The sequence below is a fragment of the Streptomyces sp. H27-H5 genome (assembly GCF_026627505.1).
Taxonomy (GTDB): domain Bacteria; phylum Actinomycetota; class Actinomycetes; order Streptomycetales; family Streptomycetaceae; genus Streptomyces.
In genome coordinates this window covers 51,537-64,896 of record NZ_JAPNLK010000054.1, presented here as the reverse complement: position 1 = coordinate 64,896, position 13,360 = coordinate 51,537, and the positions used below count along the sequence as shown (strand labels likewise).

At 71.9% G+C, this 13,360-nt stretch carries 11 protein-coding genes and 2 pseudogenes; 7 read left to right on the top strand and 6 right to left on the bottom strand.

Annotated features, from left to right (window positions below):
• Positions 1–138: 138 nt before the first annotated feature.
• Positions 139–252, bottom strand: a pseudogene (locus OTB19_RS25635) (polyisoprenoid-binding protein); the annotation flags it as partial.
• 186 nt (positions 253–438) lie between these two features.
• Complete coding sequence (locus OTB19_RS25630; RefSeq protein ID WP_267800785.1) at positions 439–912, bottom strand: DUF2000 domain-containing protein; 474 nt, start codon at positions 910–912, stop codon at positions 439–441.
• Between the two features lie 49 nt (positions 913–961).
• Between OTB19_RS25630 and OTB19_RS25625 the strand changes: the two genes are divergently transcribed.
• The 6 genes and pseudogenes from OTB19_RS25625 (at position 962) to OTB19_RS25600 (ending at position 7,560) form a co-directional block, all read left to right on the top strand.
• The gene (locus OTB19_RS25625) at positions 962–1,789 is read left to right on the top strand and encodes a helix-turn-helix transcriptional regulator (protein WP_267800784.1); all 828 of its coding nucleotides are present in this window, start codon (positions 962–964) and stop codon (positions 1,787–1,789) included.
• Between the two features lie 435 nt (positions 1,790–2,224).
• A complete protein-coding gene (locus OTB19_RS25620) occupies positions 2,225–3,535 on the top strand; it encodes an alcohol dehydrogenase catalytic domain-containing protein (RefSeq protein ID WP_267800782.1) in 1,311 nt (436 codons plus the stop codon).
• A 245-nt stretch (positions 3,536–3,780) separates the two neighbouring features.
• Positions 3,781–4,833, top strand: coding sequence for a serine hydrolase domain-containing protein (locus OTB19_RS25615; RefSeq protein ID WP_267800781.1), 1,053 nt, complete (start codon positions 3,781–3,783; stop codon positions 4,831–4,833).
• A 285-nt stretch (positions 4,834–5,118) separates the two neighbouring features.
• Complete coding sequence (locus OTB19_RS25610; RefSeq protein WP_267800780.1) at positions 5,119–6,153, top strand: LLM class flavin-dependent oxidoreductase; 1,035 nt, start codon at positions 5,119–5,121, stop codon at positions 6,151–6,153.
• Between the two features lie 41 nt (positions 6,154–6,194).
• A pseudogene (locus tag OTB19_RS25605) lies at positions 6,195–6,953 on the top strand (alpha/beta hydrolase).
• 88 nt (positions 6,954–7,041) lie between these two features.
• A complete protein-coding gene (locus OTB19_RS25600) occupies positions 7,042–7,560 on the top strand; it encodes a flavin reductase family protein (protein ID WP_267800779.1) in 519 nt (172 codons plus the stop codon).
• Between the two features lie 256 nt (positions 7,561–7,816).
• Here the strand turns inward: OTB19_RS25600 and OTB19_RS25595 are convergent, their stop codons facing one another.
• Positions 7,817–8,947, bottom strand: a complete 1,131-nt coding sequence (locus OTB19_RS25595) for an NADH:flavin oxidoreductase (RefSeq protein WP_267800777.1) — start codon at positions 8,945–8,947, stop codon at positions 7,817–7,819.
• A gap of 220 nt (positions 8,948–9,167) precedes the next feature.
• Here OTB19_RS25595 and OTB19_RS25590 point away from each other — a divergent pair, with 220 nt between their 5' ends.
• Entirely contained in the window at positions 9,168–9,671 is a 504-nt protein-coding gene (locus tag OTB19_RS25590; RefSeq protein WP_267800790.1) for a MarR family winged helix-turn-helix transcriptional regulator, read from the top strand.
• A gap of 73 nt (positions 9,672–9,744) precedes the next feature.
• Here the strand turns inward: OTB19_RS25590 and OTB19_RS25585 are convergent, their stop codons facing one another.
• The 3 genes from OTB19_RS25585 to OTB19_RS25575 form a co-directional block, all read right to left on the bottom strand.
• Positions 9,745–10,200 carry a methyltransferase domain-containing protein gene (locus OTB19_RS25585; protein WP_267800776.1) on the bottom strand — a complete coding sequence of 152 codons (456 nt, stop codon included), beginning with the start codon at positions 10,198–10,200 and terminating at the stop codon, positions 9,745–9,747.
• Between the two features lie 100 nt (positions 10,201–10,300).
• Positions 10,301–11,959 carry a sulfite exporter TauE/SafE family protein gene (locus OTB19_RS25580; RefSeq protein WP_267800774.1) on the bottom strand — a complete coding sequence of 553 codons (1,659 nt, stop codon included), beginning with the start codon at positions 11,957–11,959 and terminating at the stop codon, positions 10,301–10,303.
• Positions 11,956–13,299 (bottom strand): tetratricopeptide repeat protein, encoded by a 1,344-nt coding sequence (locus OTB19_RS25575; RefSeq protein ID WP_267800772.1) that lies wholly within the window; start codon positions 13,297–13,299, stop codon positions 11,956–11,958. Before OTB19_RS25575 ends, OTB19_RS25580 begins: the two co-directional genes overlap by 4 nt.
• Positions 13,300–13,360: the final 61 nt, after the last annotated feature.

The following is a 13,360-nucleotide window of genomic DNA, read 5'->3' as shown; positions in this document are numbered from 1 at the left end:
TCGCCAAGATGGACGACTACATGATCAAACGGAACGAGACCGCCCGCCCCTTCAAGTGGACCTACGCCGCCAGCCCCCTCCAGGAAGCCTGAACCCCCCTCCACGAACTTTCGCGGAGCAGCACTAGTCCTGCTTGATCGCGCCGCGGACCTTGGTCACCATGGCGTGGCGGGCGACGAAGCCGATCCGGGTGTGGGCGGGGTCGAGGACGTAGTCCCCGGTGAGCTCGGCGAGGGCGGGGGTCGTGGTCAAGGTGCCTCCGTAGGGCCTGGATCCTGGCAGCGGTCCCGCCTGGATCGTTCCGGAACCACGCTAGGGCGCGACCTGCCCCGGACCCGGCGGGACGCACGGGGCAGCAGAGTGCACCCTGACCAGCGAGTTCAGGCAACGGGACGGCCACTGCCGGGCGGTCAGACCGTTCGTGGGGCGGGGTGACGCTCACCCGTGCATGCGGGCGCCCTTGAGGACCTTGTCCACGGAGTTGCGCGGCCCGTGGAGAGCGATCCCCACCAGGTCGAGCTGATCCTTGCCCACCGCCGCCACCGCAGCCCGGTTTGCGCGGTCGTGACCCGTGCCGAACAGGTCCGAGGTGAACACCGCCGTCGGCAGTCCGCGCCGCACCGCCCGCTCGTGCGCCGCCGTCACCGCTTCCTTCCCGCCCTCGAAGACCAGAACGGGCTGGCGGAACATCGGCAGGTAGGGAGTGCCATCGGCGTCCTGGTACGGCTCGCCGACCACTTCGGGCAGGACCGTTCCGAGCCCGCTGACGAGGAACGCCGTGACATTAAGCCGCTGCCACGTCTCCAGGTCGTCGCGCAGCAGCACCGCGATCTTGGTGTCGAAGCGCACCGGCGCATCCGCGTTGCCCGCCTCGACCTGCTCGTTGTTCTGGTTCTTCGTCTCATCGCCCATGCCCTGAGACTGCCGGGCGCGCCCTCGCGCGGTCTTGTACGTTCTTTGCGTGCAGCTCCAGCAAGAAGTCTCGGCTTGGCGCCCGCGGGTCGCGGGTGTCGTCGAGGTCTTCCACGCCCGCTTCACCGCGCACGCGTACCCCATGCACGTCCACGACGAGTGGACCCTGCTGATCGTCGACGACGGCGCCGTCCGCTACGACCTGGACCGCCACCGGCGCGGCACCCCGGGCGGCACCGTCAGCCTGCTCCCGCCCCAGGTTCCGCACAACGGCTCCGCCGCCACCTCGCACGGGTTCCGCAAGCGCGTCGTCTACCTCGACACGACGGTGCTGGACGAGCGCTTCATCGGCGCCGCCGTGGACGGGCCCGACCTCGCTGACTCGGTCCTGCGCCGACGCGTCGGGCAACTCCACCGGGCCCTGGCCTCTCCCGGTGACGCATTCGAGGCGGAGAGCCGGCTGGCCCTGATCGGCGACCGGCTGCGCACGCTGCTCCAGCCACGCCTCGAACTCCCCGGCGGACACACTGAGTCGCCCGGTGCCGCTACCCGCCACGGCATCGCGCACAGCCTGCGCGAACTCCTCGACGAGCGGGTGGTCGCGGGCATCTCCCTGCCGGAAGCGGCCGGTCTGCTTCAGGCCCACCCCGCCCACCTTGTGCGCTCCTTCAGCGCCGGCTTCGGCATCGCCCCGCACCAGTACCTCATCTCGCGCCGGGTCGCGCTGGCCCGCCGACTGCTCCTCGATGGCCGCCCCGCGGTCGAGGTGGCGGTCGAGGCGGGATTCCACGACCAGTCCCACTTCACCCGCCACTTCAAGCGAGTCGTGGGCACCACCCCCGGGCGCTACGCCCGCTCCGCGATGCCCCGCCACTGAGGACCATCGGGCAGGACGTCGGTGGCCCCGGCCCGTGGAAGGCGAAGAGGGCGGAAAGCGGAGGACCGGTTATCGGAGGACACCGGATATGGAGGACCGGTTACCGGAGGGACCGGCGGGGTTGTTTCGGATGGCAGACGACCTCCCTGTCCGCCCGTTTCACGGTCGCGGCGTGCGACTGCCGCGCGCAGCCCGCACAGGTCGGCCGTGAGGTGGCTACCGGGTGTACGCGATCTCCGCCGGTGCGAGCCGTCCGAATCGACGAGTGCCGTCGTGTGAGGCCCGCGCCCGGTGGGGTAGGGGCCGGGGGAGGAACGGAGCCCATCCCGATGGGCCCCCCGCGGCCGTGGTGACGGACCGGCCGTGCCATCCATCCCCGAGATGCCGCCACTGCCCAGCCGGGACGAGAGGCGGGGCGGCGGTGAAGGAAGGATCATGAAGGCTGCCGTGTACGAAGGACCCCGGACGGTGACCGTCAAGGACGTCCCCGATGCGAAGATCGAGCATCCGGCCGACATCCTGGTCAAGATCACGACGACGAACATCTGCGGCTCCGACCTGCACATGTACGAGGGCCGGACCTCGTTCGAGACGGGCCGAACCCTGGGGCACGAGAACCTGGGCCAGGTCGTGGAGGTGGGCAAGGCCGTCAGCAAGGTCAAGGTCGGTGACTGGGTGGTTCTCCCGTTCAACATCGCCTGCGGCTTCTGCAAGCAGTGCGAGCAGGGCCTGACGAGCTACTGCCTGACCATGCAGCCCGAGCCCGACATGGCCGGCGCCGCGTACGGCTTCGCCGAGATGGGCCCCTACCAAGGTGGCCAGGCCGAACTCCTGCGCGTGCCCTACGGCGACTTCAACGCACTGCGCCTGGGTGAGGACGCCGCCGAGCGGCAGCTCGACTACGTGATGCTGGCCGACATCTTACCCACCGGGTACCACGCCACCGAGATGGCGGGCGTCAAGCCGGGCGATCAGACTCTCGTCTACGGCGCCGGCCCGGTCGGCTTGATGGCCGCCTACTCCGCGCTCCTCAAGGGAGCGGGCCGGGTCTGGGTCGCCGACCACCAGCCCGACCGGTTGCGACTCGCCGAGGAGATGGGTGCGATACCCATCAACACGGCCGAGCAGGACCCGTCCGAGGTCGTCAAGGAAGCCACCCTCGGGCTCGGCGCGGACAACGGCTGCGAATGCGTCGGCTACCAGGCCCACGACCCGCAGGGCCACGAGGACGCCTCCCTGACCATGAACGGACTGATCGACGCGGTGCGCTTCACCGGCGGTCTCGGCGTCGTCGGCGTGTTCCTGCCCGAGGACCCCGGCGCCGCCAAGACCCAGGGCGAAGCCGAAGCCCAGGGCAAGTTCCCGATCGACTTCGGCATGCTCTGGTTCAAGGGGCTGAGGATCGGCACCGGACAGGCACCCGTCAAACGCTACAACCGGGCCCTGCGCGATCTCATCGCCGGAGGCAAGGCCGAACCCGGCTTCCTCGTCTCCCATGAACTCGACCTCGACGAGGCGTCCTCCGCGTACGAGCACTTCGACAACCGCGACGACGGCTGGACCAAGGTCGTCCTCCACCCCCACGGGAGCAACGGCGCCGCCCGGAAAGGCACCGGCACCAAGACGAGGAGTCCCGACCGCGGAGACCCCACGGTTGAACAACTGCGCCAAGAAGCGAAGAAGTTCGGCATTGAAGGCCGATCCCACATGAACAAGGAGCAGTTGCAGAAGGCGCTCGGACACTGACGGCACCCAGCGCACGGATCAATCGACGCCGTGCGGGTCAGGACGCGGCCCGCTGCGGAGCAGACTGTGGCAGAGCGGCCCCACCTGCGACACGTCTTCGCCTGCCTCTTCCCCCGGCGCATCCATGTCCTCCTCCCGGCGCAGGCGGCAGTGCGTTGCCCTCCTGCTCAGGTCGCAGTGCTGCGGGCCGGAATTCATCATCCAGGAGCACGGGCCGACTACCGGACGCCGCGATGATTTCGTTCATGGATCAAGAACTCGGCACCCTCGTCCAGCAGACCGCCGACCAACTGGCCGACCGCCGGGTCGGCGTCGTGGTGGCCGCCCTCGCGGGTGACCAGGTGGAGATCAGAGGTGCGGGCAGCACGGGCGGAGAGCATGCTCATGTACCCGGGCCTGACACGCTGTTCGAGATCGGGTCGGTGACCAAGGCGTTCACCGCCCTGGCGCTGGCACGGCTGACCGTGACCGGTGAAGCAGACCTGGACGCACCGCTGAGCGACCTGCTGCCCGAGGGAGCGACCGTACCCTCACGGGGCGGCGAGCGGATCACCCTGCGGCACCTCGCAACCCACACCTCCGGCCTGCCCCGGCTCCCCAAAGGCATGCTGCTCCCGGCCCTGCTGCGGCCCAACAAGCCGGACCCGTACGCCCACTGCGGCGCCGAGTGGCTCCTGTCAGGGCTGGCTCGGACCCGGCTGGGTGCGGCACCGGGCGCGCGGTTCCGTTACTCCAACCTCGGAAGCGGCCTGCTGGGACTGGCCCTGGCCCGCCGCGCCGGCACCGACTACGAAACCCTCGTCACCCGCGCGATCTGTATCCCCCTGGGCATGGCGGACACCGCGGTGAGCGTGGACGCCGCACGTGCGCCACGCTCCGCCCGGGGCCACGACCGCCGCGGACGGCCCACCCCTCCCTGGAACCTGGCCGACCTCGCCGGAGCCGGCGGCCTGAGGTCGACCGCGACCGACCTGCTGGCCTTCGTTCGGGCGCAACTGGACGGTGGGCCCGATCCCCTCGCGGCCGCGATCCGCCTGAGCCGGGAGGTCGAGTACCGCAAGAGCCCCTTCGCCTGGGTGCACCTCGGCTGGATGGCTCACCGCCTCCATCCCCGGCAGGGTGCCCACCTCCAGATCTGGCACAACGGCGGCACCGGCGGCTTCTCCTCCTTCGTGAGCTTCGACCCGGAGAAGCGACTGGGGGTCATCGCCCTCGGCAACACCGCCCGCCCGGTCGACAGACCCGCCTTCGACCTCCTGCGCACCCTTCAAACGCAGCACGCGTCCGCGCCGCGCTGACCGGGGCAGCTCGCGCGCACAGCCCATCACCGCGTCCAGTCGAACCACCCGACGCCATTCAGCGTCGGCCGACACCCTGCGCGGCAACCTCGGCCTGCCGGTCCCGACCAACCGCCACAGCCGCGTACCCCAGCTCGTGAACGGCTGAGGACCGGGCCATGACCGAACCTCCGGTGACCGGTGGGACCGACGCCCACACCGCCCGGTTCCCGACCGAGACCCCGCCGGCCGCCGCCTCCGGCCACGTCACCGCGGGGGGACCCGCACTGCGAAAGGCAGCCACCCGTGACCACCGAGACGCCGCGTTTCAGACTCGGCTTCCTCAGCCACGTCCAAGGCCGGGGCAACGACCCCCGCCGGACGTACCGCAACGCCCAGGAGCTCTTCGTCGCCGCGGACGAACTCGGCTTCGACGTGGGCTGGGTCGCCCAGCACCACGTCCCCCAGGGCCGGGGCGGCCTGTCCTCACCGTGGACCTGCCTCGCCCACGCCGCGGCGAGGACCCGCCGGATCCGTCTCGGCACCGCCGTCACGGTCCTCCCACTGGAGGATCCGGTCCGCCTCGCCGAGGACATCGCCACCGTCGACGCCCTCAGCGGCGGCCGCGTCGAGATCGGCGTCGGCAGCGGCTCCGACGAGGTGGAGTACGCCGCCTTCGGCAAGGACGCCGCCCGCAAGCACGAGCTGACCAGCGAGAACCTCCGAGTACTGCGCGGCGCGCCGGCGAACGAGGAGGTGCGTACACCCGGATTCCGGATCCAGCCGACCGCCGGTGACTACGGCGACCGGATCTGGCAGGGAGTCTTCAGCGAAGCGGGCGCCCGGCACGCCGCGGCCGCCGGCTCCAACCTGCTGATCAACCGGGCGGCGTACGGGTACGACGCGCCCACGGACGAGGTGCAACGCCCCTGGGTGGACGCCTACCTCGATGCCTGGGACCGGCCGCACCGCCCCCGGATCGGCCTGTCCCGGTTCGTGTTCCCGGCCAAGGACAAGCGGACCGCGCTGGCGCAGATCGGCGACGACGTCCACCGGGCGGCGCTGCGCATGGCCCAACGCGGCGCGTTCCCGAAGGGCCTGGACGTCGAGGAGGCACTGCGGCGCTTCCACTCGTTCCACGGCCACCCCGACGAGATCGTCGCGGCCCTGCGGCAGGAGAAGGTACTGCCGGTCGCGACCGACCTGATCGCCCAGTTCAACCCGGCCGTTCCGGACCACGACGCGGCGTTGCGTGCCCTCGAACTCATCGCGACGCAGGTGGCGCCGGCCCTGGGCTGGCGACATCCCGTCCCCTATCACGCCCGTAGGAGCATGAGTTGACCCAGCACACCGTTCTCACTGACAGCGCCGGCAACGCCGAGATCGCCGGCCACACCGACCACTACGCCCCCGAGGGCCTCCTCACACGCGGCACCGTCATCGTGGTGCCGGCCGGGGAGAGACCCGGGCCACATACGCGCGGTTCGGCAAGCGGCTCGCCGCCGACGCCTACCGGGTGCGGGTCATCGATCCCCCGCAGGTCGATGCCGAGCTCCCGACGGGGTCGCCGGACGCGTTCGGCGACCGGCTCGCGCAAGCCGTGGAGGGAACCGCCGCCGGCGACGTCGTGGCGCGTCCGCTGATACTGCTCGGAGCCGACGCCGGAGCCGCCGCCGTGGCGGCGCTCCTGGCCCGGGAGGTGCAGGCCCTGGAACCGGACGGTGTCGTCCTCGCGGGGCTGCCGGGGCGTGCCACCAGCTCCGCGGACACCTGGGACGCCGAACTCGGCGTACGCACCGCCTGCCCCACGCACCGGGGCGTGCTGAGCGACGACGCCGAGGTACGGCGGGGGTCGCTGGCCGAACCGGTCCCGGACTCCCTGCCGACGCCGCGTACGAGGGCGCCGTCGCCGCCCCGACGCTGTTGCTCGTCGGGGACGCCGACCCGCCGGCGGACCACGAGGGTCTCGCCCGGGTCGCCAAGTCGTTGCCCCGCGCCCGGCTTTCGCGGGTCCGCGGCGCCCACCACGACGTCCTCAACGACGTGCAGCACCGTTCCGTGGCGGCGGAGGTCGTCACGTTTCTGGAGACCGTGCGGGACGGACTGATCCCGCTGGTCTGGTCGAGTCGAGCGCGTGGTGACCGTCGCCGGGCCGCGTCTCGTACCGGCTCCGCTCCACGACCCCCGGCTCCACACCACATCGCACCCCACCAGCCGAAGGGAACCGGCATGACCATCTCCACCGACCCCGTCACCCAGCCCGCAGCGGCTTCCACCGCCGCCGACATACTCCGCAGCACCCTGCGGCGGCACGCGGCCGGTGTCACGGTGATCACCGTCCCCGGACCCGCGGGGTTCACCGCCACCTCGTTCACGTCCGTGTCGCTGCGGCCGCCCCTGGTGGCCTTCTACCTGCACCTCGGCGCCTCGACCGCAGGCTCCGTACACCGTGCGGACCGGTTCGCCGTCCACCTGCTCGGCACCGGGGACACCGCCCTGGCACGGCAGTTCGCACGCAGCGGCGTCGACCGCTTCGAGGGGGTCCGCTGGACGCGGAACACCGATGGGCTCCCGCTGCTGGAGGACGTTCCCGCCTGGCTGACGGCCCGCATCACCCTGCGCCAGCGCATCGGTGACCACCTCCTGGTCGTCGGCGAGGTGGAGTCCGGCGCGGTCGCCGAGGACGCCCCCGCGCTGGTCCACCACGACGGCGCCTTCGCCGCGGCCCGCCGGCTGCCCTCCCAGTAACGCGCCGGCGGCTCGTGGTTCGCCGTGGTGAGCCGGCGGCCGTAACCCTCTGGTCTGCCACCCGGCTGTGATCGAGCACGGACCTGGACCGTCCCGGACGACGAAGGCGCGGGCACCGGTACGGCCCGGCCTCGTCGAGGTGGTCGCCGTCAGCGGCGACGAAGGTGGGCGCCGGCTCAGGGACCGCACGAGCGCGGCGCCCCCGTGACCTCGGAGGACCGACGTCACGGGGCGCTGGGCCCGCCGTCTCTGTCGGCTACCGGCTGAGCGACGTGAGTGCCGCCGGGTCGTAGGGCTTCAGCTCGTCGAAGCGGTTGCCGAGGACCTTCGCCGCCCACTGCGGGTCCTGGAGCAGTGCCCGGCCGACGGCGACCATGTCGAACTCGTCGCGTTCCATGCGGTCCAGGAGGTTGTCGATGTCGCCGAGCGCCGCACCCTCGCCCGCGAAGGAGCGGATGAAGTCGCCGTCGAGGCCGACCGAGCCGACGGTGATGGTCGGGCGACCGGTGAGCTTCTTGGTCCACCCCGCCAGGTTCAGGTCAGAGCCCTCGAACTCCGGGAGCCAGTAGCGCCGGGTGGAGGCGTGGAACACGTCGACGCCCGCCGCCGCCAGCGGGGCCAGGATTGCCTCCAGCTCCTCCGGGGTCTGCGCGAGCCGGGCGTCGTAGGCCTCCTGCTTCCACTGGGAGTAGCGGAAGATCACCGGGAAGTCGGTCGAGACGCGCTCGCGGACCGCGGCGACGATCTCCGCGGCGAACTTCGTACGGGCCGCCGCGTCGCCGCCGTAGGCGTCGGTGCGGCGGTTGGTCCGCTCCCACAGGAACTGGTCGAGCAGGTAGCCGTGAGCGCCGTGCAGTTCGACGCCGTCGAAGCCGATCCGCTCGGCCTCCGCGGCGGCGTCGGCGAACGCGCCGATGACGTCGTCGAGGTCGGTGCGGGTCATCGCCTTGCCGGTCCCCTCGGTGCCGTCGACGCGGATGCCGGAGGGGCCGACGGCGGGGGCGTCGGCGTACGGTGCCTCGCCCTGCTTGCGCACCATGCCTATGTGCCACAGCTGGGGCACGATCGTGCCGCCCGCCTCGTGCGCGGCCGCGGCGATCTTCGCCCACCCCGCCAGCTGGTCCTCGCCGTGGAAGCGCGGCACCCGGTCGCTCTGCCCGGCGGAGTCGTGACCGACGTAGGTGCCCTCGGTGACGATCAGACCCACACCTGCGGCTGCCCGGCCGGCGTAGTAGGCCTGTACGTCCTCGCCGGGCACGCCGCCGGGGGAGAACATCCGCGTCATCGGAGCCATCGCGATGCGGTTGGGGACGGTCAGGCCGTTCAGCTTGAGGGGCCGGGACAGGATCTCGGCCGCGCGGGAGGCGGTGGACGTGGTGACGGTCATGAGGGTCCTCCGGGTTGAGGCTGTGGCTCGTCGGATGACAACGAGAAGTGCATAGTACACACGATGTGTATCATGCATATTGCAGGTCCGGCCGTCATGCGGCCCCGCCCACAGGTCGGACCATGCGGGGGTCCGCCGACCACCGGGCCGACAGGTCCGCGATAATGGAGCGCCGGAAGGAACGGGAGGCGCAGTGCTGGAGAAACTGGAACGGGAGCTGATGCTGCTCTCGCGACACCAGGTGCTTGCCCGGCGCGAGCGCGACCCCGATCGCCTGGAGCGATCGGCGTACCTCCTGCTGTGCCGGATCGACACGGAAGGCCCCATGTCCATCGGGCAGTTGGCGGAGGCCTTCGGACTCGACACCTCGACCGTGAACCGCCAGACGGCCGCGCTGCTGCGCTGCGGACTGGCCGAGCGCGTCGCGGACCCCGACGGCGGCATGGCCCGCAAGCTGTGCATCACCGTTGAAGGCGCGCGCCGGCTCGCCGAGGACCGTGAGGTCAACCAGTCCTGCCTGGCCCGAGTGGTCGGCGACTGGTCCCCTGAGGAAGTACGGGAGCTGGAGAACGTCCTGGTCCGGCTCAACCGCAGCGCCGAGGCCCTCGAAGGACGGTTCTGGCCGCGCACGGAGGAAGACGCCCCCCGCGCAGCGTGCCGCCCGCCGCTCCCGCACGAATCCCTGACCCCTGCCCCGCAGGCACCCGCGACTCCCGCCCCGTAGAAACGCCCCCGGCCCGCTCCTCAGGAATGCCCACGCACCGGACGGCGCGGCCTGAACGCAAGAGGGGTCGGGCTCAGGCGCAGGCCCGCAAGGCCACGAAGTGACGCTCGCCCGAGAGACTGGTCCACCGCTCGATGGGTGCCCAGCCCGACAGCCGGCCGTGCCGTTCCAAAGCCCGCGTGCCGACGGTGGCCCAGGAGAAGACGGGGCTGACCGCCTGCCGGCCGACATGGATCCGCACCCGGCGTCGTTCGTCCACGCCGAGAACGGCGTGGCCGCGCCGGGCGAGCGCCTCGACGAGGCGCCCGGCCCCGCAGCCGACGTCCAGGATCGGCCCCGTGCACCGCTCCAGGACGGCTTCGTCCGCCGGGTCCGCCCGGCCCGACCAGCGGCCGACGTCCAACGGGAAGGACCAGCCCTCGGCGTCCCGCAGCGTCACGTCCCCGACAGGGGAGTGGATCGCCCCCGCGTAGGGGGCGCTGTTCCAAGGCTCCGGACAACCGTCCACTTGCCGTTCGGAGGTACTCACACGGGCTCCCTGTCAACAGCCAGGCCGATGCCACTGCCGCAATGGTGCGGCCAGAGCAGGCCGCCGGCCCTCACTTCCCGCACCAAGTTCTCGGCCCGGCTCACATGCCGACGAAGGAACGGGCGGTGATTCCGACACCGACGATGAGGACGAGAGCCGAGGTCGCAGCTGGTCCGATGCGCCCGAGTGCCTTCAGCCGGGCGGAGGCCTTGTCGGCGGTGCGGGCGGTGATGCGGTCGCGCAGCCGAACGAGGAGGAGGCCGGCGAGGGTGAGCGTGGCGGCCATGCCGAGGCCGTAGCCGATGACGAGGAGGACGCCGAAAGCCGTGCGGCCGAGGGCGACGGCGCCGAGGAGGACGACCAGTGCCGACGGGCTGGGGACGAGACCGCCCGCGACGCCGACTCCGATCAGGCTCCAGCGCTTTCGCCCTGCCGGAGCGTGGGTGTGGTGGTGGTCGGCTTCATGAGGGTGATGGACATTGGCTTCGCCGTGGTGATGATGGCCGTGCGGGAGCACGGTGGCGGCTTTGGTCAGGACGACGGTGGTGCCATCGGCCGCACCGCTGTCGGGTGCTCGGCGTGAGGACGGCAGGCTGGTCGGCGACTCGTGGCCGTGCTCGTGATCTCCCACGTGCCCGTGCCCGTGGTCGCCGTGGTGGTGATGTCCGTGGCTGTGGCCGTGCTGGAGGGGGCGGCCGCGGATGGCGGAGTGCAGGAGTTGGACGCCGATGGCGGTGACGAGGAGGCCGCTGGCGACGCCGAGCCAGGTGAGGACGGTTTCCCCGGCGAGGTGGGTGGCGAGCGGGAGGGCCAGGCCGAGGGCGAGGACGCCCGCCGTGTGGGTCAGGGTCACGGTGGCGCCGACGGTGAACGCGTCGCGCCGGGTGCCGCGACGTCCGGCCAGGTAGGCGGCCATGATCGTCTTTCCGTGGCCGGGCATCGCCGCGTGGGAGGCGCCGAGGACCACGGCGAGGAGCAGGGCGAGGAGGCCGACGGGGACGGTCAGTTCGCGGCTGCCGACGAGGGTGTCGAAGAGGTCGGAGACCTTGTTCAACGCGGCGGTGACGGGGCCCGCGCCGGGCAGGCCGGGCGGCACGATCCGCGCCGCGGGGCCCTGCCCCGGGGCGGTCCGCAGTTCGGCGGTGTGCTGGTCCAGCGGGGCGGCCAGGGGATCCTGCGGGTATCGGCGCAGCTGGTTGGTGGTTGAGGTCGCCGGGACGGTGGAGTCGGTGAGGGTGAGACCTTCGCCGCGGGCGGTGATCTCGTGCCAGCCGATGCGCCGGGTGTCGTAGTGCGTGACCACGTGAACCCGCGAAGGCGGGGTGAGTCGCGCGCCGGCGGTGAGTCGGCAGGTGAGGCGACTGGTCTTGAGCCCGGCCTCACCCGTGTGGAAAGTCAGCCTGCCGGCGCCCCGGTCGTCCCATCGAATGCTCACGCCGTTCACGTCGCCTGCCAGTTGCCCGGCGAGTGTGGCGCATCCCTCGTCCGCGTACACGCTCTGCTCGCCCGCCGTGATGGATCCGTTGTGGTCCTGGTCGATGAGCGGGCGCTCTTGTGCCGCGGCGATCTCGGCACGGTCGACCACGATCTCCGCCTCCACCGCCTGTGGGCGCAGGGTCAGACTGGTCGCGTAGTTGACGGTGAAGTTGCCCAGCGGATGCGCGGCCGCGGGCGAGGCCGAGGCGAGGAGGGCGAACGAGGTGAGCAGGGCGGCCGCGAGCGGGGCGGCGGCCAGGCGCCGGCGGGTGGGGAAGTTCATGGGGTGTCGTCGATTCGCCGGATCGCTTCGCGCGCCGCGGGGGCGTGGAGCGGGTGGAAGGAGGGGTCGATGGCCAGGGCCTGTTCGAGGTCGCTCCGGGCCGCCGTGATGTCGCCGAGGGCTTGGTGGATGGCGCCGCGGTGGTAGAGGAACAGAGCGCTGCGCGTACCGAGCGCGAGTGCCTGCTCGGCTTGTGCGAGGGCTTCGTCATCGCGTCCGGCACGGTGGAGGGCCCAGGCGTAGGCGTCGTGGACGGCGAGGAACGGCCGCTCCCTCGCGGCGGCTTCGGCCATGGTCACGGCCTGCCGGGGGTGGCCGTGGTCGGCCTCGAAGTAGATCGCGTCGACGTCGGCGGGCGCGCCACCGGCCCGGCGGATCCTCTCCTGGGCGCGCAGGACCGCGTACTGCGCTTCGGCCTCGGTGGAGTGGCCGAGCGACTGCTGGAGTTCGCCGAGTTCCAGCAGGTACTGCGGAAGCGGGGCCACCGCGACGGCCGTGGTGTAGTCGGCGACCGCCTGCTCGCGATCGTCCATGGCCACGCGTGCCCTGGCCCGGGCCTCCAGCAGGCCCGCGTCGCGCGGCGCGATGGCCAGCCCGGCCTCCGCCTGACGCAGAGCGGTGGCCGGTTCGCCGCTGTCCAGGGCGAGGGAGGACAGGTGCGTGTAGGCGAAGGCGCGCTCGCCCGGGGTGCCTGCCGCGCGTAGCGCCCGTTCCATCAGGGCCTTGGCCCGGACGATGTCGCCGCGCAGTTCGAAGGTGTAGGAGGCGCGGGCCAGCGAGGAGCTGTCCGGGCGCAGGTCGGCCATCTTCTGGACGGCCTCCTCGGCTTCCCCGTACTGGCCGAGCTGGGTGTGGGCGTCGGCCAGGACCCCGTAGGAGGCAGGGGTGGCGGGGCTGGTGACGATCGCCTTGCGGGCCCAGGCGAGGGCGTCGCGGAACTGGTGGCGGGCTGAGGCGAGGGCGCCCATGCCGATCTCGGCGTGCAGGTTGTCCGCCGGCTGGAGTGCGAGCGAGCGACGCAGGGCCGTCTCCGCCTGCGCGTAGGAGGCTTCGTCGGCCGTGGTACGGGCCTGCTGCACCAGGGACATACCGAGGTCTGCCCAGCTGACCGGATCCTTCGGCAGACGCCTGACGCGCTCGCGCAACGCCTCGATGCCGCGCGCCGAACCCGCGGAACTCGAAGCGGATGCGGGGGCGTCCGGTCTGCCGGTCCTCGACGGAGGGAGACCGACGGCGCCGACGGTGAACATGGCCACGCCCAGGGCGATGGTGATCGCGGTGGTGCGCAGGTGTCTGCGGTGCCGGATCGAGGGGGTGGGCTTCTCTTCGGGCCGGTGCACGGGATCCTCCCCGGTGAGTCGACGACAGGGGCCCCGGGCGGGGACCGGAGGACCGACCTCG

Excerpts from the sequence above, each read along its gene's own strand:
- OTB19_RS25580 (WP_267800774.1), bottom strand. The coding sequence starts at position 11,959 with ATGAACTTCCCCACCCGCCGGCGCCTGGCCGCCGCCCCGCTCGCGGCC.
- OTB19_RS25595 (WP_267800777.1), bottom strand. The coding sequence starts at position 8,947 with ATGACCGTCACCACGTCCACCGCCTCCCGCGCGGCCGAGATCCTGTCC.
- OTB19_RS25630 (WP_267800785.1), bottom strand. The coding sequence starts at position 912 with ATGGGCGATGAGACGAAGAACCAGAACAACGAGCAGGTCGAGGCGGGC.
- OTB19_RS25615 (WP_267800781.1), top strand. The coding sequence starts at position 3,781 with ATGGATCAAGAACTCGGCACCCTCGTCCAGCAGACCGCCGACCAACTG.
- OTB19_RS25620 (WP_267800782.1), top strand. The coding sequence starts at position 2,225 with ATGAAGGCTGCCGTGTACGAAGGACCCCGGACGGTGACCGTCAAGGAC.
- OTB19_RS25600 (WP_267800779.1), top strand. The coding sequence starts at position 7,042 with ATGACCATCTCCACCGACCCCGTCACCCAGCCCGCAGCGGCTTCCACC.
- OTB19_RS25590 (WP_267800790.1), top strand. The coding sequence starts at position 9,168 with ATGCTGCTCTCGCGACACCAGGTGCTTGCCCGGCGCGAGCGCGACCCC.